The sequence below is a fragment of the Algoriphagus persicinus genome (genome assembly GCF_035156415.1).
GTDB lineage: Bacteria > Bacteroidota > Bacteroidia > Cytophagales > Cyclobacteriaceae > Algoriphagus > Algoriphagus persicinus.
Map to the genome: position 1 here is coordinate 26,150 of NZ_JAYEEY010000014.1, position 25,361 is coordinate 51,510.

Genomic DNA, 25,361 nt, shown 5'->3' on the forward strand with positions numbered 1-25,361 from the left:
AAGTTTACTTTTGGCTTTTGCTCAAAATATGGATCATCGAAAACTCGTCATAATCCCCACTTTCAATGAGAAAGAGAATATCCTGGAGATGATCCATGCGGTGATGAATCTTGCCGGAGGATTTGAACTGTTGGTAGTGGATGATGGCAGCCCAGATGGCACTGGTGAATTGGTGAAAAGCCTTCAAGCAGCCTTTCCTGAGCGACTTCACTTGATAGAGCGACATGGGAAATTAGGCTTAGGAACAGCTTACATCACTGGCTTTAAATGGGCGTTGGAAAGGGATTATGACTTCATCTTCGAAATGGATGCGGATTTTTCCCACAATCCCAATGACTTGATCCGACTATACGAAGCTTGTGCTGACCGGAGTTTTGACCTAGCCATCGGCTCTAGATACATCACAGGAGTAAATGTGGTAAACTGGCCTATGGGCAGAGTATTGATGTCATACTGTGCCAGTATTTATGTGAAATTCATCACAGGCTTACCAGTAAAGGATGCGACTGCAGGATTCAAATGTTACCATAAATCAGTTCTTGCCGGAATTAAGCTTAACGAAGTACGATTTGTTGGCTATGCATTTCAGATAGAGATGAAGTTCACCACTTGGAAGCTTGGTTTTAAACTAGTGGAAGTGCCTATTATATTCACAGACCGTACGAAAGGAACCTCCAAAATGAGTCGCGGAATCTTCAAAGAAGCAGGGATAGGGGTGATTTCTATGAAGATCAAAAGTATTTTTAGTCCTTATCAGCTTAATCAAAACGGATTGACCGAATAGGTTCTACTTTAGAAATCACCATGACAGGTATCCACAAGACTGCCGCTGTCAGCACTACAATTCCTATATTAATCAAGATAAATACAGGCCAATTCCAATCAATCGGCACATAACTCATGTAGTAACTTGCAGCATCCAGAGGAATCAATTTGAACCGATCTTGCAAAACCCCTATTCCTAGACCTATTGCATTTCCGATTACCATTCCACGCAAAAGTATATTGATACCATTCCAAAAGAAAATTCTTCGGATTTGCATATTGGTAGATCCTAGCGCTTTCAGTAAACCGATCATTTGCGTCCGTTCCATGATCAAAATAAAGAGAATCGCACCCATATTGAAGATCGCCACGAAGCCTATCAAACCAATAAATACATAGACATTATTATCCAACAGGCTTAACCAATCGAAGATCTCCAAGAACTTATCTTGACTACTAATTAATTTCAAGTCAAAATCCATTAACTCCTCCATTTTCGGAGTATAGGAATCTATTTTAGTAAAGTCATCCACGAAGATTTCCAATCCGCCAATTTGATCATTAGTCCAATCATTCAGATTTCGGATGGTCTGCAACTCTCCTATAATGATCTTTTCATCGAAGTTTTCCAGGTAGGTCTGAAATATCCCAACTACTTCCACTCTTCTGTACCTTGGTGGATCTTGCACAAAGTACAGCGTGATTTTATCGCCCACTTTCAGCAATAATTTAGTTGCAATATGCTGGCTTAGCATGACTTCATTGCTAGTTCCTTTCTCAGGAATACGGATCATTCTGCCATCCACCACATATTTTCTAAACCCCAGCGTATCAAAATCCTGCCCCACTCCTTTCATCAGCACTCCTTCCACCTCTTCATCTCCTCTGATTAATGCGGCTTTATGAGCGAAAGCCTGGACCTTGGTGATAAAAGGCAGGAGCTGATAGGTTTGGCTGAATTTAGAATTCAAGGAAAAGGGTGCTTCTTCAAAAGCATTGCTCATCGTGAAGCGCTGCACTTGGTAATGACCTGTGAAACCGTAAACTTTCTCAGAAACTGTCTTCTGAAAACCTCCCAACACCATAAAAGAAACAAGTGACACGGCCAGACCCAAAGCGAGGCTTCCTACTGCAATTTTGTGTATGGTGGCCGAAAATCCTCCCGCTTTCTTAAAACTGATTCTTTTGGCTATGAAATAGGAAAGGTTCAAAGGACTGCTTTAATTTGTTCGATTAGACCGCAAAATAGCATGAAGCAAACGAAACTTTTGCCCTTTATTTATTTTTTGAATTTAGCCCTGCTAATTCTCAGTATTCCCAACTCGTCTTTGGCAAGACAAAACACACCTAGTCCAGGTGCAGAACGTCCTGAACTTTACCTTGAGCAACTCCAAGGAAAAAAATTAGGAATAGTCGCAAACCAAACCAGCATATTGCCTCAAAGCAACAACAAACATGTGGTTGATTTTCTATTGGAAAAAGGTATCATGGTGAAGAAAGTCTTTGTGCCAGAGCATGGATTCCGTGGTCAAGCCGATGCAGGGGAAAAAGTAAATAATACGGTTGACTCCAAAACTGGACTTCCTATTATCTCGCTTTATGGAAACAATAAGAAACCTACACCAGCGCAGATTCAAGATCTAGATGTCCTGATTTTTGATTTGCAAGATGTAGGCGTGAGATTCTACACCTACATTAGCACCATGCATTATCTGATGGAGGCTGCCGCAGAGAATGGCAAGAAGGTGATCATTTTTGATAGACCAAATCCCAACGGAAATTACATTGCCGGGCCAGTCTTGAAAAAAGGCTTCGAAAGCTTTGTGGGTATGCATCCCATACCCGTCGTGCATGGACTCACAGTCGGTGAGCTAGCACAGATGATCAATGGAGAAAAATGGCTCAAGGGTGGTTTGCAAGTAGATTTAGAAGTGATTCCAGTGGCTAATTGGGATCATCAGACAGCCTATAACTTGCCAGTAAAACCCTCTCCTAATCTACCGAATGACTTGTCCATCAAGCTCTATCCCAGCACTTGCTTTTTCGAAGGAACCATCGTTTCCCTTGGTAGAGGAACTCATTTTCCTTTTCAGGTTTATGGCTACCCAGATGCAAAATATGGCGACTTCGCCTTCACGCCGGTGAGCATAGACGGTATGTCTAAGAACCCTCCTCACCAGGATCAAAAATGCTACGGAGTGGATCTAAGAGGAGAATCGCTGATGCATGAGTTTAAGCTGACCTATCTTCTGGACGCCTATCACAAATCAGGCAAGGGCCAGGCTTTTTTCAACAATTACTTCAATACCCTCGCAGGTACGGATGAATTGAAAAAAATGATCATGGATGGGAAAACGGAAACCGAAATCACTGAAAGTTGGAAAGTTGATTTGGAAAAGTATAGCACACTTCGCAAGAAATACCTGATCTATAATTAAGTCAGGAAGACAGAAGAAGCCAAATCGATATTTCTAGGGGAATATTATTTCAGCTTTTCCCTTAATCTAGTTTATAACAGATATCTAACTATCACTTATGCTGGTTTGAAAATTTCTAATTTCAAACCTCAAATTAGCCCCAAAATGAACAAGCATCTTAGAATCGTCTATATGGGTACGCCGGAGTTTGCGGTGCCAGCCCTTCAACTTTTGGTAGAAAACGGCTGGAATATCGTGGGCGTGATCACAGCGGCAGATAAGCCAAAAGGGCGTGGGCAGAAGCTAATTCCTTCGCCTGTGAAGGAAGCTGCGCTCAACTTAAATTTGAATGTTTTGCAGCCCACCAACCTAAAATCTTCTGAATTTCAAGATGAGCTTCGTGCGCTGAAAGCAGATCTGCAAATCGTGGTAGCATTCCGGATGCTTCCAGAGTCAGTCTGGGATATGCCTCCTTTAGGAACTTTCAACCTTCATGCGTCACTTTTACCCAACTATCGTGGTGCCGCACCGATCAACTGGGCCATCATCAACGGGGACAAGGAAACAGGCGTAACTACTTTCTTTCTCAAACATGAAATCGATACCGGGAGCATTATTTATCAAGAAAAGGTAGCCATACTAGACCAAGACAATCTAGGTACTGTCTATGAAAAACTGATGAATCTTGGATCAAAGCTGGTACTTAAAACGGTAGAAGATATTGCCGAAGGTAAAGTTCAGGCACATACTCAGGACGAATCCAAGGCGATTCATCATGCGCCAAAAATCTTCAAAGAAACCTGTGAAATAGATTGGAATAAGTCAGCCGAATCAATTCACAACCTGGTGCGAGGGCTATCTCCATACCCTGCCGCTTGGACTAGATTTGATGATAAAATCTGCAAGATTTTCAAAACAACGTATTATCAAAGTCAGGGAAACAATAAAGTAATTGGTGAGCTTCAAACGGACAATAAAACTTATTTGAAAGTACAAACAGGGGTAGGAGTATTGGAAATTTTAGAACTTCAATTGGAAGGCAAAAAGCGAATGAAGGTGGACGATTTACTGAGAGGATACAAGTTTTCCTGATTTACGAAGCACATAAAAAAGAAGGGAAAATTTCATTTTTTGCCTGATTTTAAGGAACTTGAATTCGTTAGTGTAACAAATTTTTAACCATCGAACTCATGAAAAATCTCCTTCGTAGTTTTATCATCTTACTTTTTCTTACTTCCCTCTCATTTTCTACTCAAGCCCAATTCATTAAAAAAATTCAGAAAGCAGCCAATAGAGGAGTAGAAAGAGCCATACAACAAAAAGTGGAAAGGGAAGCCACCAAAATGACTGAGAAGCAGCTTGAAAAGCTATTTTCAGATATATATGGGGATAGCGAAGATAGTACCTACTTAGGAGGTATTGACATGAGCAAAGTTTTAGCTGGTATGGGCGAACCTGTGGATACGGAGGAGGAATATGATTTTCTCGGATATATCGTACTGGAAATGACTAGTACCAATGAAAAAGGAAAGACCGAAGAGCCAGTTCTATTCAAATCATTTCTAACAGAATCTACCGACTACACAGGAATGGAACTAATAGATCCTAAAAACCCCAAAGCTTTGACCACCATGGTTTTTGACGGAAAGAACCAAGCATCCATACTGTTTTTGGAAAACAAAGGACAAAAGTCCAGCCTCGCTTACAAGTTGGATATGGATGAAATGATGGAAGATCAAGTAGGAGCCAATACAGATACTAATGAGGTCACTTTAGAGAAAACTGGCAAGACAAAGGATATTTTGGGCTATCCATGTGAAGAATATCACGTGAAAAGTGAAGATGGAGAAGGGTATTATTGGATTACCGATGAACCCATTGGAGGTTACGCATCATTATGGAGTAGCCAAAGCCCTATGATGACTTCCAAAACTCAAGAAAGGTACGCTCAGTATTTCAAAAATATGCCACAAGGAAATTTCATGGAACTAAACTACACATCTAAAGACTCAGGCACGGTAGAGATGCGAGTGACTGAAATAGCTGAGTCTGCTCCCAAGTCACTGAGTATGGCTGAATATCCCGACATCATGAATTCTATGGAACAGCAGTAATTCTGTCTTATTTTATTTTTTCCAAGGTCTAGGCCTGTTATCTTCAAGGCAAGAAGCATTTTGCATGAAGATATCACTCATAGCCGCTGTGGCTACCAATAACGTAATCGGTCAAGAGAATGACCTAGTTTGGAGATTACCAGATGATTTCAAGCGATTCAAGAGGATTACCTCCGGCAATTACATATTGATGGGCAGGAAGACATTTGAGTCCTTAGGAACGCCTCTTCCTAACCGAACACATATCGTAATCACCAGAAATCCTGAATACCAAGTTCCAGAAGGGCATTACGTCTTTGAGAGCGTGGAAAGGGCATTTATATTTTGCCAGAAAATGCACGTGGATCATCTTTTTGTGATCGGTGGAGGTGAAATTTATAAAGAAACATTGCCGTTGGCAGACGAGCTAGTGCTCACAGAAGTGGAGGCAACACCCCAAGGAGATACCTTTTTTCCTGAATTCAACAAGGAAAACTGGAAGGTGTCATTTCGTGAATATCATCCCGCAGATGAACGACACCAATACGCCTTCACTTATGTCAATTACGAAAGAATCCCAAAGCGAAATGTCTAAACAAGTAATTTGGATTACTGGAGCCTCATCAGGAATCGGAGAAGCATCTGCCTATAAATTCGTGAAGGAAGGCTTTCAGGTTATACTTTCGGCTAGAAATCAAGAAGCACTGGAGCAAGTCAAATCTTCCTGTGCAAAACCACAGAATTGTAAAGTCCTCCCACTCGATCTGATCGACCAGGCTTCGTTTAAGAAAAAAACAAAGGAAGCAATTTCAGCTTTTGGGCATATAGATATGATGCTTCATAATGGTGGTATTAGCCAGCGATCACTGATTAGAGATACTCCTATTACAGTGGATCGTAAACTTATGGAGGTAAATTTCTTTGGCACAGTCGGCCTTACCAAGGCCCTTCTCCCCCATTTCATCGCCAGAAAATCCGGGCAATTTGGAGTGATTTCCTCACTTGTCGGGAAATTTGGTTCCCCTTACAGATCAAGTTACGCCGCAGCAAAACATGCGCTTCATGGATTCTTCGAGTCGCTTAGGTTAGAACATTTTGATGAAAATATTGCTGTGACGATGATATGTCCTGGCTTCATCAAAACTGACGTTTCCAAAAACGCATTGACAGCTGATGGTACTCCACTGAATGAGATGGACAAAGCACAGGAAAACGGAATGAGTGCAGAAGATTGTGCAAAGGAGATTTTTAAAGCCCTCAAGCACAAGAAGGAAGAAGTTTATATCGGGGGAAAGGAAACTATGGGCATCTATCTCAAACGATTTGTCCCAACAATTTTCACAAAAATACTTCGTAAATCAGAAGTAAGATAATATTATGCAAGTAGTTAGAGCTGAAATAATAGCCATTGGAGACGAGTTGCTCTATGGGCAAATCGTAGATACCAACAGTCACTGGATCAGTCAGAAACTTGATCAGATGGGCGTGAAAGTGGTACGGAAAACCACCGTCGGTGATGATAGAAAAGATATTTTAGCGGCTTTTGCATCTGCTGAAGCTAGAGCTGATATAATTTTAATCACCGGAGGTCTGGGACCCACGCAAGATGACTTGACTAAGCCCTTGATGGCAGAATACTTTGACTCTCCTATCATAGAAAATCCAGCAGCAGTGGAAGCCGTAACAGAGTTTTTCAGAAAACGAGGCAGGGAGCTCACGCCGCTCAATTTACTCCAAGGACATCTACCTTCATGCTGTACCTATGTGCCAAATGTAGTGGGTACTGCACCAGGAATGTGGTTTGAACGCAAGGATACCTACTGGATGTCCATGCCGGGAGTACCTCATGAAATGAAAAAGTTAATGACTGACTTCGTTTTACCAAAGCTTCCAACGCTATTTCCTCTCCCAGTGATCGTTCACCGCATGGTGAAAACAGTTGGGATTGGTGAAAGCTGGCTGGCAGATTTGATAAGGGACTGGGAGAATGCGCTTCCAAAGAACATCCGATTAGCCTATTTGCCTTCAATAGGGCATGTCAAACTTCGTCTCACTGGTTTTGGAACAGACAAAATTGAAATCGAAAATGATATCCAAAAGCAAATTGATCTGGTTTTACCTAGAATAGAAAAATACGTGTATGGCTATGATTCGGAGACTTTGGAATCAGCCATCGGTAAGCTTTTGACTATAAATAAAAAAACAGTTGCTTTAGCCGAAAGCTGTACTGGGGGCTATATTTCACACCTAATTACCAGTATTTCTGGGAGTAGTTTGTATTTTCAGGGAGCAATAGTTCCCTACCATAACCAATTCAAAAAAGAAATTCTTCAGGTGAAAAATGAAACGTTATTGGCTTTTGGAGCTGTAAGTGAAGAAGCAGTGAAAGAAATGTCCACAGGAGTTCGAAAATTATTCAAATCAGATTTTGGCTTGGCAAGTAGCGGAATCGCTGGCCCAAATGGTGGAACGGAAGAAAAACCTGTAGGGACAGTTTGGATAGCTTGCGCCAGACAGGGCTTGGTGGAAACTAAAAAGCTGCAACTGACACAGGACAGAATGCTCAATATCCAACTGACAGCAGTGGCAGTTTTGAATTTGCTTAGAATTTGTATTTTAGAGAAATAACAAATAAAATTTCTAATGAAAGGTTTGGGTTAGTGTTTTATAAAATATAATTTTAAAACACGAATATAAACCCAATAAATTATTAAATCATAACCATGGCGATTGTAGAAATGCTGATGCCCAAAATGGGCGAGAGTATCATAGAAGGCACAGTGCTCACCTGGCTTAAAAATGAGGGGGACACGATCGAACAGGATGAATCTGTCCTCGAGGTAGCCACTGATAAGGTAGATACAGAAGTCCCTTCCATACATGCAGGTATCTTAAAACAAATTCTTGCAAAAGAAGGAGAAGTAATTGCTGTAGGCGCTCCAATAGCAATTATTGAAACCACTGGTAATGAAAAAAGCACGGCAGCCAATTCTAAGCAAAAAGTAGATCCGACGAAAGAAAACCTAATTGTTTCAGCTCCAGAAAATACGGCCACCACACTAAATAGTACTTCAATAGCCAAGTCTGGCGAATTAGGTGATGATAGGTATTATTCTCCACTGGTACAAAGTATTGCCAGAGAAGAAGGAATATCTAAAGCTGAGCTAGCCAAAGTCCCTGGTACAGGTAAGGACGCCAGAGTGACCAAGCAGGATATGCTGAATTACCTAGAATCAAAATCTCAGCCTACCAAACAACCAACTTCAATTCCGTCTATTTCAGCCCCTAAAGTCCAAGTAAGTGTTTCCGGGGAAGACGAGATCATCGAAATGGATCGCATGCGCAAAATGATTGCTCAGCGCATGATCACGTCTAAGCAGATTTCGGCGCACGTCACCTCCTTTGTAGAAGCTGACATGACGAATATAGTGCTCTGGCGGGAGCGAAATAAGCTAGCTTACAAAGCCAAATTTGGTGAGTCAATTACCTATACCCCATTCTTTATTGAGGCGGTCGCTAAAGCCATCCGGGATTTCCCAATGATCAATATTTCTGTAGATGGGGATAGAATCATCAGAAAGAAAGAAATCAACGTAGGTATGGCAGTAGCCTTGCAAAATGGAAATCTGATTGTGCCGGTCATCAGAAAGGCTGATCAGTTAAATCTTGTAGGAATTTCTAAAAAAGTAAATGAACTGGCGAATCTAGCCAGAAACAATAAATTGAATGCTGATCATTTGGCAGGTGGTACTTATACTGTTTCTAATGTAGGCTCATTTGGGAATGTAATGGGAACTCCAATCATCCCTCAGCCACAAGTGGCGATCATGGCCGTAGGCGCAATCGTGAAAAAACCAGCGGTAGTAGAAACTCCTACAGGAGATGTGATCGCGATCAGACATAAGATGTTCCTCTCCCATACCTATGACCATCGCGTAGTAGATGGTTCTTTGGGCGGTAAATTTGTCAAGCGGGTTTCAGATTATTTGGAAGCATTTGATATCAATACACCCCTATAAATTCAAATCCGGTAAATAATCCGGCTTTTTTTATTCCCTCTTAGATTCTCTTTTCAATGAATATTCCTTTATTTTCTCTGCTAAGGCAATAAGTCTTATTGGTTTAGTGAGGTAGTCATCCATTCCAGCTTCTTCAGCTTTTTTATAATCCTCATCGAAGACATTGGCTGATAATCCAACGATGAAAACCTTGCCTTTTTCTCCCAGCTTTCTGATTTCTTTAGCAGCTTCCAAGCCATTCAATACGGGCATCTGTACATCCATCAAGATAATATCAAACTCCTTCTGATGAACCATTTCTAAAGCTTCCTTCCCATCTCTTGCTATTTCAAAACTATACCCCAACTGCTCTAGCATCAGCGTCATCAGCTCTAGGTTAAGATCATTGTCTTCTGCCAAGAGAATTCTGACAGGATACTCTGCTGCCATCCCATTCCAATTCGTTCGTTTTGGCTGTTCACTTGACGAGTATTCGGGCACTACCACTGATGCTTTTTTTACAATTACCGAAAAGGCAAAAACCGATCCTTTGCCCAGTTCGCTGGAAATGCTCAGCTCACCCCCCATTAACACGACGATCTTTTTGGCAATAGCCAAGCCTAAACCTGTACCTTGATAGCTCCTGGAACTTGAACTTTCCACTTGATAAAATGGATCCGTCAGTCTTGAGATTTCTTCTGTCGGGATACCTATTCCGCTGTCTTTTACACTACATCTCAGGTAATTAATCTCACCGGAAATATGCTCCATTTCAAGTTTTACCAGGACAGTCCCTCCCTTTGAGGTAAACTTCACGGCATTTCCAACCAGATTCAATATCACTTGATTGATTTTTTCCACATCTCCCTCCATCAGTTCTTCTGTTTTGGGGTCATGGATGGTAGTTACTTTCACTCCCTTCTTCTGAGCTAAGCCATAAAAAATTCGAACTTGCTTCTCCAACTCATCCGCAGGGCAAAAGCTGATGGAGTTGACCTCAATTTTTCCTGCTTCAATTTTCGAATAATTAAGAATATCCCTGATGATATTCAATAAGGAATTGCCGGAATTCTTGATGATGTCAAGGTATTGGAGCTGTTCTGCATCAAGGCTAGTTTGATCCAGCAAATCAATAATCCCTAGTAGCCCATTCATTGGTGTTCTGATTTCATGACTCATATTAGCCAGAAACTCTGACTTGGCTCTACTCGCTTGGTCAGCTGCATTCATTGCTTCCACGAGACCCTTTTCCCAAATACGCTGACTGGTAATATCCTTAGATATAGATAACATCCGCTTATTATCTAGTGGGAAAAACCGAACCTCAAAATACTGGCTTTCTTGTCCAACATTTATTTTCAAATCCACCGTCTGAATTTGCTCGGTTTTTCTTGCCAGATTAAAGGCGAACTGGGTTTGCTCACGTTGCTTACTTGGCACTAAATCAAACAAAGATTCTCCTATCAGCGAAGGGCCTAGTGATTTCAGGAATTTTTGATCCTTAGCGTGTGACTCCAGTACGATCCCCATATTATCATAGGCAAAAATGATATCGGGAATATTATCGATTAAGTTTTGGAGTCGCTTTCCACTTTCTATCAATTCCTGTTTGCTTTGAAATTGATCCGTGATATCCGTACAAATCCCAAGTCCTCCATTAAATCTTCCTTGCTTATCAAAGACTAATTTTTCGAAAATCCTAAGCCTAACTTTCGCCCCATCTGGCTTCACAAAGTCATATTCAATATCAATAAAAGACTTATTCTGACTTAGTGCAGTTTTCACTAATCCCTTGACGTTTAGCGCATCGGCATGTCCTACTTCCTCTCTATATGCCTCCAAAAAATCTGATTTGGGATGACCCAAAATCTCCTCCACTTCATCACTAATTCGGGTTATTTCTCCTCTGAAATTGTGGAAAAATACAAAGCCACGGAGTTCCTTGAGCAGAATGTTTTGCTGGTCAAATAATTCTGAAATATCCTCGGCACTTTCCTCAAGTAACTTTTGTGACTCCATTCTATTTTGCAGGGAAAGTGTAAAGAAAACCACCGTTCCAATCAGCAAAAACACAAAACCTGAGAATAAAAAAAGATACGTGCTGTATATTCCACTAGTGACTGACCCAGACTCAATCATAAATAAGAGTGAGGCATTTTCATAAAACTCTCCAAATTCAAAGGGATACTGTACCAGCACACCTGCCCCTGAAGTAGTCCCTTTTATCCACTCTATCTCATAAATTCCGATGACGCCTATCGAGACATCATTCTTGATTTTCCTGAGCGAAACATCGTCTATTTCAAGTATCGGTGCATTCATCCCCTGGTCCAGATTCTGCAGCTCACCGGCTAACATTAAAAGTTTACTTCCCCCTTTATTCAAATAATAGTGAGTCACAAAATCCTTGGTAAATCTGACTGGAGTTAAAGAGAAAGTAAGTTCAAATCCTCGCTCCTTACCTTTGCGGGTATATATAAAATCACGATTCTCCTTTGCCGGAACAGACCCCTCCACACGATTTCGTATGAAATCATTTCTCTCAGTCCTAGTTAGATATATAGCTGAATCCTGTAGGTCCACCCAAACCGTATCAATAAGCCCTGGATAATTATTGAAAATCTGTCTAACGGTATTCGTTAATTCCCCTCTATAATCATCCGCATCCAAATCTTCATCTTCAAGACTTTCGATGAGACTGCTTGCATTTTCTTCAAATCGATCTATGGCAATTTCCACTTCTGTAGCTGCCAATTCTGTTTGCTTCCTCAAAAACTCTCGTCGAGATTTGAGCTCAGCGTTAGAAATAGCCTTAAAAAAACTCACTGCCAATAAAATTACTAAGATCACCAATCCACTCCCGATCACAATCGTCAGCCAAAAGTCTCTGCGATATCCTATCCTTTTGTTCACTAGGATCTAGGTTCAATTTCGATCAAATACCAGTCAAGTAGATTAAAAGGGATAGCATAGGCTGCTCCTGGACTAAATTCATCTTCGAAAACATAATGATTTTTCTTTTTCAAAATTATAGTCTGAGCCATCTTACGTACTTCGCTATTCTTACTATTGAAAAGGTTAAAATCTGAAATCCGAAAATTATCTGAAAGAATCGTTTCTCGATACACGTGATTCAACAAGGGCGGAAAACTCAACGCTTCTATAGCAGCAGCATTTCCTCCTACTATATCTCCTTTGCTGTTTACGATTAAAAAATCTTTTCTCTTCTTTTCCAAATATCGGCCAATAATCTCATCTACAGTAATATCTATTCCTAATACAGCGTACAATTCTCCATGTTCAAGTACAGGATGAACCAACGATAGAATCCAGCCTCTTCCTGCAGGATCTACATACACTTCAGGTATCCATTTGGCTCGTTTTTCAGGATTATGGTTAAAATCACCTTCGTAAAAAAAATTAAACTTTGTTACGTCAAGATTTGGATCTAAAAGAGCTTCTGCGTCATAGGCTGGAAAAACCCGTGACACTTGATCCATCGTATTGAAATATACCTGAGCAATCATATCGTATTTCTCAAATGTTCGATTGAAAACAGAATCCATACTATTGGTGAGCCACACATTTTCCATGGATTTAGCATAATCAGTAGTACTGTTCAAAATAACCACTGTGCTCAGCTTTTCCGAACCCTGAGGTGTATTGGTAGAAAAGCCCTCATCAAAACTGTATTTATCTACTTCAGCATGTAATAGCAAGCTATCTCTATTGGCCAAAAGAAACTCGAAATGATCCTTCAGCACATTTATCTCCTCCTCGAGAAGACTCAGCTCAGACTCCATTTCTAGTATGATCGACTGATCAAACACTAAACTATGATCCTTCCCTATTTTATCAGATGATTCACAGGATAGTAAAAAGAAAAGTATTGGGAAAATCTGGTAGATAATTGACTTCATGAAATTTAAGCTAAGTAGGAGTTTATAGATTTCTCATTTCAGTACGAAATGATTGTCCCATTTCTTTAAATCGCATCTTAACTTTTTCAAAAAAAACTCCAGTCCAAAAAATCTCTAAATCGGCTTCATCAAGTACATCCGTCTCGTGTAATTTGAATGTCTGCTCCATTGACCCCAATTCAAACTTGAGTATGTATTTATTATTCCAGGAGAACACACTAATACGAATGTCTTCCTGATTGAATTCTTTTAAAATCCTCATATCGCTGTTCTTATTTCTGATGAAAATGTAATGTTAGCCTTCAATGACGAGGCCACCGAGCAGTATTTTTCCACTGAAAGGGCTACTACTTTTGCAAATTCCTCTTCTCTGGCATCAGGAGAAATCAAGATGAATTTCAACTGAATGTCAGTGAAAAAGGACGGAATTCCTTCATTTCTCACACCCTCCACTTCCACAATCAAGTCAGTGACGGTTTTACGTTTCTTTTTCAGCATCAAGACCGCGTCCACAGAGGCACAGGATCCCAACGCTGAAAGCAGTATATCCATAGGTGATTGCGCTTTCTTTTCCAGTGGATCATACATGTCTATCTGTACTACATTGCCCTGCGTATTGACTGCCTCATACTCGTGGTCCGCCTTCATACGAACTGTTACATTTCTTTTCGCCATTTTATCTATAATCTGGATTCTTAGACCTTAGTTTATAATTAATTTTCAAATCTTACAATTTTTTTAATCTTCAAACCCGCTTACATGTTCCTACGATACTGCCCACCTACCTCATAGAGCGCATGGGTAATCTGCCCAAGTGAACAATACTTCACAGCCTCCATTAGTTCCCCGAATATATTTCCATTATTCACAGAAACCTTCTTTAACGCCTCTAGGTGCTTATTCACTTGGTCTGGATTTGCCGCATGAAGCGTTTGTAAGGTTTTGATCTGAGCCTCCTTCTCCTCCTTCTCAGCTCTAATCACTTCCCCTGGAGTTACTGTGGGTGAACCATCTGAAGATAGGAAGGTATTCACACCAATAATAGGATATTCACCCGTGTGTTTTAGCATTTCATAGTGCATGCTTTCCTCTTGGATTTTACCTCGCTGATACATGGTCTCCATAGCTCCCAGTACTCCTCCTCGCTCGGTAATTCTATCAAACTCTGCATATACGGCTTCCTCGATTAAGTCTGTCAGCTCTTCAATAATAAAAGCACCTTGGATAGGATTTTCGTTTTTAGTCATTCCCAATTCCTTATTGATAATCAACTGAATAGCCATTGCTCTGCGCACTGATGCTTCAGTAGGTGTAGTGATCGCTTCATCATAGGCATTGGTATGTAGGGAGTTGCAATTATCATAAATCGCATATAAAGCCTGTAGCGTAGTTCGTATGTCATTGAAATCAATTTCCTGCGCATGAAGCGAGCGCCCTGAAGTCTGTATATGATACTTGAGCATCTGCGAACGCTCATTTGCACCATACTTTAGCTTCATAGCTTTTGCCCATATCCTCCGGGCAACTCTGCCGATTACGGCATATTCAGGATCGATTCCATTGGAAAAAAAGAAGGAAAGATTGGGAGCAAATTGGTTGATATCCATTCCGCGGCTTACATAATATTCCACGTAGGTAAAGCCGTTAGAGAGCGTCAAAGCCAACTGTGTAATTGGATTGGCTCCTGCCTCAGCAATATGATAACCTGAGATAGACACCGAATAGAAATTACGGATGCCCTGCTCTATAAAGTATTGCTGCACATCCCCCATCAACCTGAGAGAAAACTCGGTAGAGAAAATACAGGTGTTTTGCGCCTGATCTTCTTTTAAGATATCTGCTTGCACCGTTCCTCTTACTTTGGCGATGGTTTCGGCTTTGATTTGCTGATAAACCTCAGCTGGCAATACCTGATCCCCTGAGACTCCCAGCAGCATTAGGCCTAAGCCATTATTCTCCACCGGAACTTTGGCGTTATATGTGGGTCTAGGGAGGTTTTTACTTTTATAGAGTTGATCTATTTTCTGAACTATGTCTTTTTCCAGTCCATTCTCTTTGATGTAAACCTCACATTGCTGATCGATGGCGGCATTCATAAAGAATGCTGTCATCGTAGCAGCAGGGCCGTTTATTGTCATTGACACTGAGGTCATTGGATCTACGAGATTAAAGCCAGAATAGAGCTTTTTTGCATCATCAAGACAGCAGACATTCACACCGGAATTACCGATTTTCCCATAAATATCAAGACGGTAATCCGGATCCTCCCCGTACAAAGTCACTGAGTCAAAAGCTGTAGAAAGTCGCTTGGCGTCCGTATCTTTTGACACATAATGAAAGCGTTTATTCGTACGCTCTGGTCCTCCTTCTCCCGCAAACATTCGGGTAGGATCTTCCCCTTCTCTTTTGAATGGAAAAACTCCAGCGGTGTATGGGAACTTGCCCGGTACATTTTCTCTTAAGCCCCATTTCAATAGGTCTCCCCAAGCCGCATACTTAGGCAAGGAAATCTTTGGTATTCTAGTCTCAGAAAGTGAAGTGGAGAAAGTTTTAATCTTGATTTCCTTGTCTCGCACGTTGAAAACATAAAAATCTTCAGCATATCTAGCCACTTTAGAAGACCAATCCTCAAGCCATTTTTTATTTTTCGGATCAAACTGAAGTTCTACCTGTGTATATACTTCCTGAAGTTCTTTGATCAGGCGATCCTTGTCTTCCACTTTCGTGTTTTCTATCGCCTCGATAGATTTAGTGATGCTGTAGAGCTGCTGAGCTATCTCTTTCTGCTGTTCTACCCAAACATCATAATTCCTGTTGACTTCGGCGATCTCGGAGAGGTAGCGGGTTCTAGCTGGGGGTATAATGTGGATCTTCTCAGAGCTTTCTACAGTCAATTTGAAGTTGCTGCTTAATTCTGGATGGTTTTCCCCGATCTTGGTTATCACTGTGCGATAAAGCTGGTTCATCCCCGGATCGTTGAATTGGGAAGCTATGGTGCCAAAAACCGGAATATCTTCATCTTTGATTTCCCAAAGATTGTGATTGCGCTTAAACTGCTTTTTCACGTCACGGATCGCATCCAACGCACCCCTTTTATCAAATTTATTCAGTGCAATCACATCCGCAAAGTCCAGCATATCGATCTTCTCAAGCTGAGAAGCAGCGCCATATTCCGGCGTCATTACATAGAGCGAAATATCTGAATGCTCAACAATCTCGGTATCCGACTGGCCTATTCCAGAAGTCTCCAAAATCACCATATCATAGCCGGCAGCTTTTACTGTATCTACCGCATCCTGCACATAGCGTGATAGTGCAAGATTGGATTGTCTAGTAGCCAAAGAGCGCATGTAAACACGGGGATGATGAATAGCATTCATTCGAATTCTATCTCCAAGAAGTGCTCCACCAGTTTTTCGCTTAGAAGGATCAACTGATATGATAGCCAAAGTTTTATCTTCGAAGTCCGTGATGAACCTACGAACTAATTCATCTACCAGAGAAGACTTCCCGGCACCACCTGTGCCTGTGATTCCCAGAACAGGTGTTTTACATTCACTGCTCTGCTTTCTTACTTTTTCTAAAAGTTGGGTAGAATTTTCCGGGAAGTTTTCAAAAGCGGAAATAGCTCTAGCTACATGCTCTTTATTATCTACACCAAGGATGAACCCCTCAGGCAATTCATCTCCAATGGCAAAATCACATTGACTTACTAAGTCATTGATCATTCCCTGCAGTCCCATGGAGCGTCCATCATCCGGTGCATAAATTCTATTGATACCGTATTCCTGCAGCTCACGGATCTCTTCCTGAAGGATAGTCCCTCCACCGCCACCAAAAATCTTCACATGAGCGGCACCCTTTTCCCGAAGCAGATCATACATGTATTTGAAAAACTCCACGTGCCCACCTTGATAGGAAGTGATCGCGATAGCTTGCACATCTTCCTGTATAGCACAATCGACGATCTCTTGCACGGATCGGTTGTGTCCTAAATGAATTACTTCACATCCAGTCGACTGAATAATGCGACGCATGATATTAATTGCTGCGTCGTGCCCATCAAAAAGTGACGCGGCAGTCACTATTCTAATGTGATTTTTGGGTTTATAGCTTTCAGGAATGGTAGTCATGAAGTTGGGTTAGCTTGGTAACATATACTATTTCCGGCTCCATAGGAGTCATATATGCTCCCATTGGCACCGAACACAAATATAGTAATTATAAAGGTGCTTCCCTTTTGCTATTAGATTGAAAACAGAATATAATTTGGCTTTTCATGCTCACAAATTTACTCGCAAGTATCTTTCTTCATGGATTTTCCCGACCTTGGCTCACAAGTTTTCACTAGCATATAACTTTGATTTGCACATTATGATCACCTACGTAAGTCCAGAAGTTGCCGTTTCCTCTATCCAGAGCCACCAAAGAGTTTTTATCCATGGTAGTGCGGCTACACCGACTATCCTTTTGTATGCCTTGGCTTCCAGAAAAGATGAGCTTAAGGATGTGGAAATAGTAGCCATTACTACGTTGGGAGATATGCCTTTAGTCTCAGAGGAATGCAGGGAGAGTTTTTATATGAACTCCCTGTTTGTATCTCAGAATGTACGAAAGGCCGTAAATTCAGAACATGGAGGATATGTTCCTATTTTCCTAAGTGAAATTGGACACTTATTTAGACAAAATATCCTGAAAATAGATGTAGCAATTGTGCAGGTCTCTGAGCCGGATACACATGGTTTCTGTTCTCTTGGAACTTCTGTGGACGTGGCCAAACCCGCAGTGGAAACTGCTAGGATAGTCATAGCTCAAGTGAATAAGCAAATGCCAAGAACGCATGGAGATGGTCAAATTCACATTTCCAAGTTTCATGCAGCAATCCACGTGGATGAGCCTCTTCCGGAAGTAGATTATGGTGAAAAGATTACCGAAACAGAACGAGAAATAGGAAACCACTGCGCTGCGCTAATTGAAGACAGATCCACCCTACAAATGGGAATCGGTGCTATCCCAGATGCAGTGCTTGATTCCCTTAAGCAACATAAAGACCTTGGAATTCATACCGAAATGTTCTCCAATGGAATCCTGGGACTTCTTAGATCTGGTACCATCACCAATAAATACAAGAAGATCCTCCCCGGAAAAATAGTTTCATCCTTTGTCACTGGCACCAGAGAACTATATGATGCCATAGATGACAACCCGGAATTTTCATTCCATGAGGCTGCCTACGTCAATGATACAGCAGTCATTCGCAAGAACCCACAAGTAATCTCCATCAATAGCTGTGTGGAAATGGATCTCACCGGGCAAGTGTGCGCAGATTCTATTGCCAGCTACCAATACTCCGGCGTAGGCGGGCAAATGGACTTCATGCGGGGGGCTTCACTTTCGGAAGGGGGCAAACCAATAATGGCCATGACCTCAGCGACTCGAAAAGGAACTTCCAAAATAGTCCCTTTCCTGAAAGAAGGTGCTGGAGTAGTGACCACCAGAGCCCATATGCAATACGTGGTCACAGAATACGGAACGGTCAATCTCTATGGAAAAAACTTGCGTCAACGCGCTTATGAACTAATGAAAATCGCTCACCCAGACCATAGAGAAACGCTCGAAAAAGCTATAGTAGAGCGATTTGGTAGTTTCATCTATCCTTTTAGATAAAAGTTTGGCAAAATGAAGGATCTGCTTTAGATTTATTCTGCTTCTGATTAGATTAGCAAATAAATCAAAACCAAAAACAGCTGATGTCATCTAAGCAATACGCCTTTTTTCTCTCAATCACAGCCGCTTTGGGCGGCTTTTTATTTGGATTTGACACTGCTGTGATTTCCGGAGCTGAGCGAGCCATACAGGATGTTTGGAAATTGAACGACCTCACACATGGGCTTGCAATTGCGATGGCGCTTTATGGAACGGTGATCGGAGCCTTATTTGGCGGTATCCCAGCTGATAAATTTGGACGCAAAAAGAGTCTTCTTTGGATAGGTGCTCTTTATCTTATCTCAGCAGTGGGATCGGGAATGGCACCTGATCCCTACTCATTCATGTTCTTTAGATTTATAGGAGGATTGGGTGTGGGCGCTTCTTCTGTAGTTGCTCCCATGTACATTTCTGAAATCGCTCCCGCCAAAAACAGAGGCTTGCTCGTTGCGCTCTATCAGTTCAACATAGTCTTCGGCATACTCATGGCTTACTTGTCAAATTACCTGATTGGGACAGCAGGAATTGCCAATGACTGGAGATGGATGCTTGGGATGGAAGCTGTCCCTGCTCTGATTTACACTGTGATGATATTCAGAATACCTGAAAGCCCACGTTGGCTGATCGCAAAATTCAACAACCAAGTGAAAGCACGGGAAATCCTCACTAGAACCGATCCAGAAGGAGTTGATGAGGCTATTCGATTGGCGATAATTGAAGAGCAAATGATCAAACAAAAAGGAAGCTTCTCTGCACTTTTTAGCAAAGCATTCTTGTCCACCACCATGTTGGCTATTTTTATTGCCTTTTTCAATCAAGTCTCCGGTATCAATGCCATCATTTATTTTGCCCCACGCGTTTTTGAAATGGCCGGAATATCTACAGAATCTGCGCTTTTCTCCACCATTGGAATAGGCGTGGTGAATCTGCTGGCGACCTTTGTAGGATTGTATCTGATCGATAGAATCGGGAGAAAAAAGCTGATGTACATTGGCTCAATCGGCTACATCATTTCACTTTCTCTCATGGCTTACAATTTTCTTGTGGGAGGAATTGATAGCTTCTGGCTACCGATATTTGTATTTGCATTCATTACTTCACATGCAGTAGGACAAGGATCTGTTATTTGGGTATTTATATCAGAGATATTCCCCAATGAACTTCGAGCCTATGGACAATCCATCGGCAGCTTTACACACTGGATTTTTGCTGCATTGATTGCCAATGTCTTCCCCTATTTTGCCAATCAGTTTGGCCCGGGATATATATTTGCCTTCTTCGCTCTGATGATGGTTTGGCAATTGCTTTGGGTGAAATACAAAATGCCGGAAACTAAAGGAAGGTCCTTGGAAGAGATTCAACAAGATTTACATAATACCCATGCCGCATAAGGTAGTTATATTCGGAGAAATGCTTTGGGATTGCCTGCCTTCTGGCCCCGTGCCGGGAGGAGCTCCTATGAATGTCACGCTCAATCTCCATCAACTGGGCTTAGATTCCAGACTCATTTCTGCTGTGGGAAAGGACCATGATGGCGAGCAGCTCATTGAGTTCTTAAAAACATTCCATCTTCCTGTAGATCTGATTCAAGTCAATCAAGATCATGAGACTTCAAAAGTTTTGGTAAACGATAATGATCCAGAGAACATCAAGTACACCATAGTGTCTCCTGTGGCCTGGGATTTCATACACTGGCATGCCCAAATGGATGCGGCTGTAGCTGCTTCAGATGCATTTGTATTTGGCACACTTGGGGTTCGCAATACAAAAAGCCTTAGCTCTCTTCTCAAATTACTTCACCATAAAACTTTACGGGTATTTGATGCGAATTTCCGACCTCCATTTTACGATTTTGAGATTATAGTAACCTTGCTGGGTTTTACCGACATTTTAAAAATCAATGAAGATGAGTTGGAGATTTTTGCAGATTACTTTAATATAGATCCAAGCATAGCTACGGTTTGCAATCACTTGGATACGCATTTTCCAATGGATCTGATATGTGTCACACAAGGCTCAAAGGGCGCTATGATTTATAAAGCAGGTGAAATAATCAGCCATGAAGGCTATAAAGTAACTGTGGCTGACAGTATTGGAGCAGGAGACGCTTTTCTCAGCGGGTTTATCAAAACCTATTTAGATAAAAAGCCACTGGATCAAGTTTTGAACTTTGCCTGTAAACTTGGGGCCTTCGTAGCAAGCAAAAAAGGAGGAACACCGCGGTATGATATCTCTGATTTATAAAAAATTTGACATTCGCAGATTGCAAACTGTCCACTGAGACTGATAACTAAAATCCTCCTCTGATCCTCTCTGCAATCTCAGCCATTTCTTCATTGCTAAGCTTTAGCTTAGGGCGGTTGAAATTGATATCATCCATGGTCTTCAGAGGCACCAGATGCACGTGCACATGAGGTACTTCAAGACCAATCACCGCAACACCGATTCTTGTGCATTTAATCGTTTTGTCCATGGCTTTGGCTACCTGCTGTGCAAAAAGGTGAAGGCCAGAAAGCACTTCTGGTTCCATATCAAAAATGTAATCTATCTCTTGCTTTGGAACAACCAGCACATGCCCCTTCACCAACGGCATGATATCTAGGAATGCAATGTAATTTTCATCCTCAGCTACGATTTGAGCGGGAATTTCTCTGTTGATTATTTTAGTGAAAATTGAAGCCATAATCTGTAAAAATAAAAATCCCGGCATATGCCGGGATTAAGTTAGAATGTAATGTCTAATATTTCGAATTGAAGTGTTCCAGCTGGAGCTTTTACTTCAGCAATATCGCCTATTTTTTTACCCACCAGACCTTTTCCAAATGGAGATCCGAGGGAAATTTTACCAGCTTTCAAATCAGCCTCTTCTTCAGATACCAACGTATAACTTACCGTCATGCCATTCTTTACATTTTTTATCTTCACTGTAGTCAATATACCGACTTTAGAAGTATCCAGCTGAGAACTGTCTAATATACGAGCATTGCCTACTACTGCTTCCAGTTTTGCAATTTTAAGCTCCAGATGTCCTTGGGCATCCTTTGCGGCATCATATTCTGCATTTTCGCTTAGATCACCCTTGTCTCTTGCTTCAGCGATCTGATTAGAAATATCAGTTCTCCCTTTAGTTCTGAGCATTTGAAGTTCGTCCTTCAATCGCTTCAAACCTTCTTCAGTATAGTATTGTATTGTTCCCATAATCTACTTGTTAATAAGCTACAAAAACAAAGTAACGGTCACTAGACGGGACCGTTACTTTGTTAATAGCTAGTATTTGATGGCCAAAGATAACAAAAGCTTTGAAACAAAGCAAAGCAGCATTTTAATACACTTACTTTGAAATTTTGTTTAAACCCCTTTAAAGGTCTTTTTGATCCTTTTGGCTAAAACTTTATTAATCTTTTCGTAGGATTCATAAGTCCAGCCAGCCACATGAGGACTAAATATCACATTGTCGCGCGCTGCCAGTTTTTCAAATTCTGCTTTTTGGTCAGGCGTAAATTTTTGAAATTTTTCATTTTCCAATACATCCAGCAAGGCTCCGCGTAAAAACCCCTGATCTAGGGCTTCATTCAAGGTCTTGAAACTAATCACTTCTCCTCTAGCTGTATTGATTAACCAAAATGGTTTAGCGAAACTTTTAAGCTCTTTCAAACTAAAAAAATCTTTTGTTTCGAATGTAAGTGGCACGTGGATACTCAGTATATCTGCTTCTGCCTTCAGTTTTTCCCACATCACTTCTTGCACGAAATCATCCCCAAAATCCATCTTGTATTTGTCATAGGCCAAGATATTAACTTTAAATCCGCGAAGACGATGCGCAAAGGATTTTCCCATATTTCCATAGCCCATGATGCCCACAGTTTTACCCGCCAGTTCATGTCCACGGTTACCTTCTCTATCCCAAATACCTTTACGAACTTCCTGATCAGCTCTTTGCACATGGTTGAAAAGTGCCAAAAGCATCCCGACGGCATGCTCTGCTACCGCATCACGATTTCCTTTTGCAGCATGAAAAAGTTGGATGCCATTTTCTTCCATGTACTCCAAATCAATCTTATCAAGACCTGCTCCAGCCCTACCTATAAACTTCAAGTTGGTGGCGCGCTCAAGCAGCTCACGATCCATCGGAGTCTTAGACCTGATGATAAGTCCATCAAACTCTCCTACGATAGCTAGGATCTCCTCACGTGAGATCTCTGGGGAGTATATAACTTCATGCCCTTGTTTTTGAAGTATAGGCATGATGCTTTCATGCATTTCGTCAATGATGAGAATTTTCATTTTTCTACTGATTAAATATTCAAAAGTGACATCGCTACCAAAAAATACACCGCCAGTCCAATCAGGTCGTTTGCGGTAGTGATAAATGGCCCTGAAGCCAAAGCCGGGTTTATCCCAATTTTGTCAAGAACAATTGGTGTAATAGTTCCCATAAACGAAGCCAATAACACTACTGAAAATAATGCTATCGATACGACCAACGCAAAAGACACGTCGGTTTTATAAAATAAAACAACCACACCAAATACGAAAGTGGCTAAAATCAATCCGTTTAAAATCGCTACTAACAGTACCTTTAAAAACCGCTTGGCTAAAGAATCATCAAAAATAGATTTGCTGGCAAGAGATTGAACCACAATCGAAGAAGTCTGAATCCCCACATTGCCACCAGTTGCCGTGATCAGCGGAATAAAGAAGGCAAGTGCTGTTACTTTATTAAGTCCTTCTTCAAAAAACCCTATAAATCCCGCACCAAGCAAGCCTCCGCAAATACCTATCAACAACCAGGGCAATCTAGCTTTGGAAAGCTTGATCACACTATCATATTCATCAACCGTGTCTGATATACCGGTCATTGCCTGAATATCTTCCTCTGCCTCTTCTCTAATTACATCAAGGATATCATCTACTGTGATTCTTCCTACCAGCTTATTTTTACTATTGACCACAGGCAGTGATTCCAAATCATACTTACGCATGATCTCAGCCACTTCTTCTTGATCCATATAGGTGGGCACAGAGATTACCTCCTCCTCATAGATATCTTCGATTTTTGTTTGATCAGCCGCTAATACTATGCGCTTCAGCGAAACAATCCCCATTAATTGCTGTCTATTGTTTACGACAAAAATGGAATAGATTTTACTTACATTTTCTGCTTGACGACGAATCTCATTAATCGTCTGAACGACATTCCAATTTTTATTGGCGCGAATATATTCCTTCGCCATAATCCCGCCCGCGGTATCTTCGTCATAGCGTAAGAGCTCCAGGATTTGATCTGACTTTACCTTATCCTGAAAGTGGCTGATGATATCTTCTCTTTCTCTTTCTAAAAAAAGATTAAGTATATCCGCTCCATCATCGGAATCCATGAGCTCTATCAGATTAGCCATTTCTTGAACTTCCAGCTCCTTCAAGACTCTATGCTGAGTAGTGGCTTCCAACTCTATAATGATATCCGCAGCCAATTGTAGATCCAATACCCGAAGGACATAAATGGACTCTGCCATCGATAACTCATCGAGTAGCGCTGCAATATCGGCTACATTCACCCCTTCCAGCGACTCTTGAATGAAGGTCAGATCCTCTATTTCAATCGCTTGCTGTAGGCTTTCTAAGTATTCTTTCGAAAGTTCAAACTGCTTAATAATTTCCACGGGAAGTTTCGATAGTTTGGGTTAGAAATATAAACTCAGCCACATCCAATTGCTCAGCTCGTAAATCCAGAATGGGATTTGTATTAAACTCAACAGGAAGACTAAAAGGTTTTAGACAATTGCGAAGTGTTTTTCGTCTATTTCCAAAACCTGCCTTTACAACCTGTTTGAAGAGCTTTTCGTTGCAATCCAATTTTTTCGTACCGTTTCGGGTCAGCCGGATTACCCCAGAGTTGACTCTAGGTGGAGGGTCAAATACGTGAGGAGGAACAGTAAATAAGTATTCTATATCGTAATAAGCCTGCAAAAGCACAGACAATATCCCGTAGTCTTTATTTCCTTTTGGTGAGGCTATACGCTCAGCCACTTCTTTTTGTAGCATACATACCACTTCTGTCACCTGATCTTTTACTTCCAGCACCTTGAAGAAAATCTGGGAAGAAATATTGTAGGGGAAATTACCTATGATGGCAAACTTATCTTGAAATGCCTCATCCAGATTCATTTTCAAAAAATCCCCTTCAATAATCTTATCTCCAAGTTCAGGATATTTCTTATGCAGGTATGCAATGGATTCCTTATCGATATCTATTAGATACAGATCTAAATTTCCCTTCAAAAGGAAATCAGTAAGTACCCCCATGCCAGGTCCTATTTCTAGGACTTTCGATACTTCATGATGCCCTTTGACCGCTTGTGCTATTTGCTCCGCAATACCCAAATCGGTCAAAAAATGCTGTCCCAAGTGTTTCTTGGCTTTGACCTTTTCCATCGGTTAGCTCAGATAAATTTTTATAAA

The 25,361-nt window shown here is 41.2% G+C and carries 22 protein-coding genes; 11 read left to right on the forward strand and 11 right to left on the reverse strand.

The window, feature by feature from the left end; translation table 11 throughout:
• Positions 1-28: 28 nt before the first annotated feature.
• Positions 29-784 (forward strand): polyprenol monophosphomannose synthase, encoded by a 756-nt coding sequence (locus U3A58_RS12335; protein WP_323823735.1) that lies wholly within the window; start codon positions 29-31, stop codon positions 782-784.
• On the opposite strand, the gene U3A58_RS12340 is transcribed toward U3A58_RS12335, so the two are convergent.
• A complete protein-coding gene (locus U3A58_RS12340) occupies positions 759-1,976 on the reverse strand; it encodes an ABC transporter permease (RefSeq protein ID WP_323823736.1) in 1,218 nt (405 codons plus the stop codon). The two genes, U3A58_RS12335 and U3A58_RS12340, sit on opposite strands and share 26 nt — an antisense overlap.
• A 39-nt stretch (positions 1,977-2,015) precedes the next feature.
• On the opposite strand from U3A58_RS12340, the gene U3A58_RS12345 reads away from it, so the two are divergent.
• The 7 genes from U3A58_RS12345 (at position 2,016) to U3A58_RS12375 (ending at position 9,294) form a co-directional block, all read left to right on the forward strand.
• Complete coding sequence (locus tag U3A58_RS12345) at positions 2,016-3,203, forward strand: exo-beta-N-acetylmuramidase NamZ family protein (protein ID WP_323823737.1); 1,188 nt, start codon at positions 2,016-2,018, stop codon at positions 3,201-3,203.
• A 144-nt stretch (positions 3,204-3,347) separates the two neighbouring features.
• Positions 3,348-4,274, forward strand: coding sequence for a methionyl-tRNA formyltransferase (fmt, locus tag U3A58_RS12350; RefSeq protein WP_323823738.1), 927 nt, complete (start codon positions 3,348-3,350; stop codon positions 4,272-4,274).
• Between the two features lie 98 nt (positions 4,275-4,372).
• Positions 4,373-5,296 carry a DUF4412 domain-containing protein gene (locus U3A58_RS12355; RefSeq protein WP_323823739.1) on the forward strand — a complete coding sequence of 308 codons (924 nt, stop codon included), beginning with the start codon at positions 4,373-4,375 and terminating at the stop codon, positions 5,294-5,296.
• Positions 5,297-5,360: 64 nt separating this feature from the next.
• The gene (locus U3A58_RS12360) at positions 5,361-5,870 is read left to right on the forward strand and encodes a dihydrofolate reductase (RefSeq protein ID WP_323823740.1); all 510 of its coding nucleotides are present in this window, start codon (positions 5,361-5,363) and stop codon (positions 5,868-5,870) included.
• On the forward strand, positions 5,863-6,648 hold the full coding sequence (locus U3A58_RS12365; RefSeq protein ID WP_323823741.1) for an SDR family oxidoreductase: 786 nt from the start codon (positions 5,863-5,865) through the stop codon (positions 6,646-6,648). The genes U3A58_RS12360 and U3A58_RS12365 overlap by 8 nt, the downstream gene beginning before the upstream one ends.
• 4 nt (positions 6,649-6,652) lie before the next feature.
• The gene (locus tag U3A58_RS12370) at positions 6,653-7,903 is read left to right on the forward strand and encodes a competence/damage-inducible protein A (protein WP_323823742.1); all 1,251 of its coding nucleotides are present in this window, start codon (positions 6,653-6,655) and stop codon (positions 7,901-7,903) included.
• Positions 7,904-7,998: 95 nt separating this feature from the next.
• The gene (locus U3A58_RS12375; protein ID WP_323823743.1) at positions 7,999-9,294 is read left to right on the forward strand and encodes a dihydrolipoamide acetyltransferase family protein; all 1,296 of its coding nucleotides are present in this window, start codon (positions 7,999-8,001) and stop codon (positions 9,292-9,294) included.
• Positions 9,295-9,324: 30 nt separating this feature from the next.
• Here the strand turns inward: U3A58_RS12375 and U3A58_RS12380 are convergent, their stop codons facing one another.
• The 5 genes from U3A58_RS12380 to U3A58_RS12400 all read right to left on the reverse strand — a co-directional run bounded on the left by U3A58_RS12380 (position 9,325) and on the right by U3A58_RS12400 (position 17,326).
• Positions 9,325-12,186, reverse strand: a complete 2,862-nt coding sequence (locus U3A58_RS12380; RefSeq protein ID WP_323823744.1) for an ATP-binding protein — start codon at positions 12,184-12,186, stop codon at positions 9,325-9,327.
• Positions 12,186-13,193: a PDC sensor domain-containing protein gene (locus U3A58_RS12385; RefSeq protein ID WP_323823745.1), complete on the reverse strand. Its 1,008-nt coding sequence runs from the start codon at positions 13,191-13,193 to the stop codon at positions 12,186-12,188. Before U3A58_RS12385 ends, U3A58_RS12380 begins: the two co-directional genes overlap by 1 nt.
• Positions 13,194-13,215: 22 nt before the next feature.
• Positions 13,216-13,455 (reverse strand): hypothetical protein, encoded by a 240-nt coding sequence (locus U3A58_RS12390; protein ID WP_323823746.1) that lies wholly within the window; start codon positions 13,453-13,455, stop codon positions 13,216-13,218.
• Positions 13,452-13,868: an OsmC family protein gene (locus U3A58_RS12395; protein ID WP_323823747.1), complete on the reverse strand. Its 417-nt coding sequence runs from the start codon at positions 13,866-13,868 to the stop codon at positions 13,452-13,454. The genes U3A58_RS12390 and U3A58_RS12395 overlap by 4 nt, the downstream gene beginning before the upstream one ends.
• Before the next feature lie 80 nt (positions 13,869-13,948).
• Positions 13,949-17,326 carry a methylmalonyl-CoA mutase family protein gene (locus tag U3A58_RS12400; RefSeq protein ID WP_323823748.1) on the reverse strand — a complete coding sequence of 1,126 codons (3,378 nt, stop codon included), beginning with the start codon at positions 17,324-17,326 and terminating at the stop codon, positions 13,949-13,951.
• Between the two features lie 241 nt (positions 17,327-17,567).
• Here U3A58_RS12400 and U3A58_RS12405 point away from each other — a divergent pair, with 241 nt between their 5' ends.
• The 3 genes from U3A58_RS12405 to U3A58_RS12415 all read left to right on the forward strand — a co-directional run bounded on the left by U3A58_RS12405 (position 17,568) and on the right by U3A58_RS12415 (position 21,143).
• A complete protein-coding gene (locus U3A58_RS12405; protein WP_323823749.1) occupies positions 17,568-18,860 on the forward strand; it encodes an acetyl-CoA hydrolase/transferase family protein in 1,293 nt (430 codons plus the stop codon).
• A gap of 83 nt (positions 18,861-18,943) precedes the next feature.
• The gene (locus U3A58_RS12410; RefSeq protein ID WP_323823750.1) at positions 18,944-20,290 is read left to right on the forward strand and encodes a sugar porter family MFS transporter; all 1,347 of its coding nucleotides are present in this window, start codon (positions 18,944-18,946) and stop codon (positions 20,288-20,290) included.
• The gene (locus tag U3A58_RS12415; protein WP_323823751.1) at positions 20,280-21,143 is read left to right on the forward strand and encodes a PfkB family carbohydrate kinase; all 864 of its coding nucleotides are present in this window, start codon (positions 20,280-20,282) and stop codon (positions 21,141-21,143) included. The genes U3A58_RS12410 and U3A58_RS12415 overlap by 11 nt, the downstream gene beginning before the upstream one ends.
• Positions 21,144-21,189: 46 nt before the next feature.
• Here the strand turns inward: U3A58_RS12415 and U3A58_RS12420 are convergent, their stop codons facing one another.
• From U3A58_RS12420 to rsmA, 5 genes are all read right to left on the reverse strand, one after another.
• Entirely contained in the window at positions 21,190-21,582 is a 393-nt protein-coding gene (locus U3A58_RS12420; RefSeq protein ID WP_323823752.1) for an HIT family protein, read from the reverse strand.
• Between the two features lie 41 nt (positions 21,583-21,623).
• The gene (gene greA / locus U3A58_RS12425) at positions 21,624-22,097 is read right to left on the reverse strand and encodes a transcription elongation factor GreA (RefSeq protein ID WP_323823753.1); all 474 of its coding nucleotides are present in this window, start codon (positions 22,095-22,097) and stop codon (positions 21,624-21,626) included.
• 150 nt (positions 22,098-22,247) lie between these two features.
• The gene (locus U3A58_RS12430) at positions 22,248-23,183 is read right to left on the reverse strand and encodes a 2-hydroxyacid dehydrogenase (protein WP_323823754.1); all 936 of its coding nucleotides are present in this window, start codon (positions 23,181-23,183) and stop codon (positions 22,248-22,250) included.
• A gap of 11 nt (positions 23,184-23,194) precedes the next feature.
• Positions 23,195-24,562 carry a magnesium transporter gene (gene mgtE / locus U3A58_RS12435; RefSeq protein ID WP_323823755.1) on the reverse strand — a complete coding sequence of 456 codons (1,368 nt, stop codon included), beginning with the start codon at positions 24,560-24,562 and terminating at the stop codon, positions 23,195-23,197.
• Positions 24,549-25,334: a 16S rRNA (adenine(1518)-N(6)/adenine(1519)-N(6))-dimethyltransferase RsmA gene (gene rsmA / locus U3A58_RS12440; RefSeq protein WP_323823756.1), complete on the reverse strand. Its 786-nt coding sequence runs from the start codon at positions 25,332-25,334 to the stop codon at positions 24,549-24,551. The genes mgtE and rsmA overlap by 14 nt, the downstream gene beginning before the upstream one ends.
• Positions 25,335-25,361: the final 27 nt, after the last annotated feature.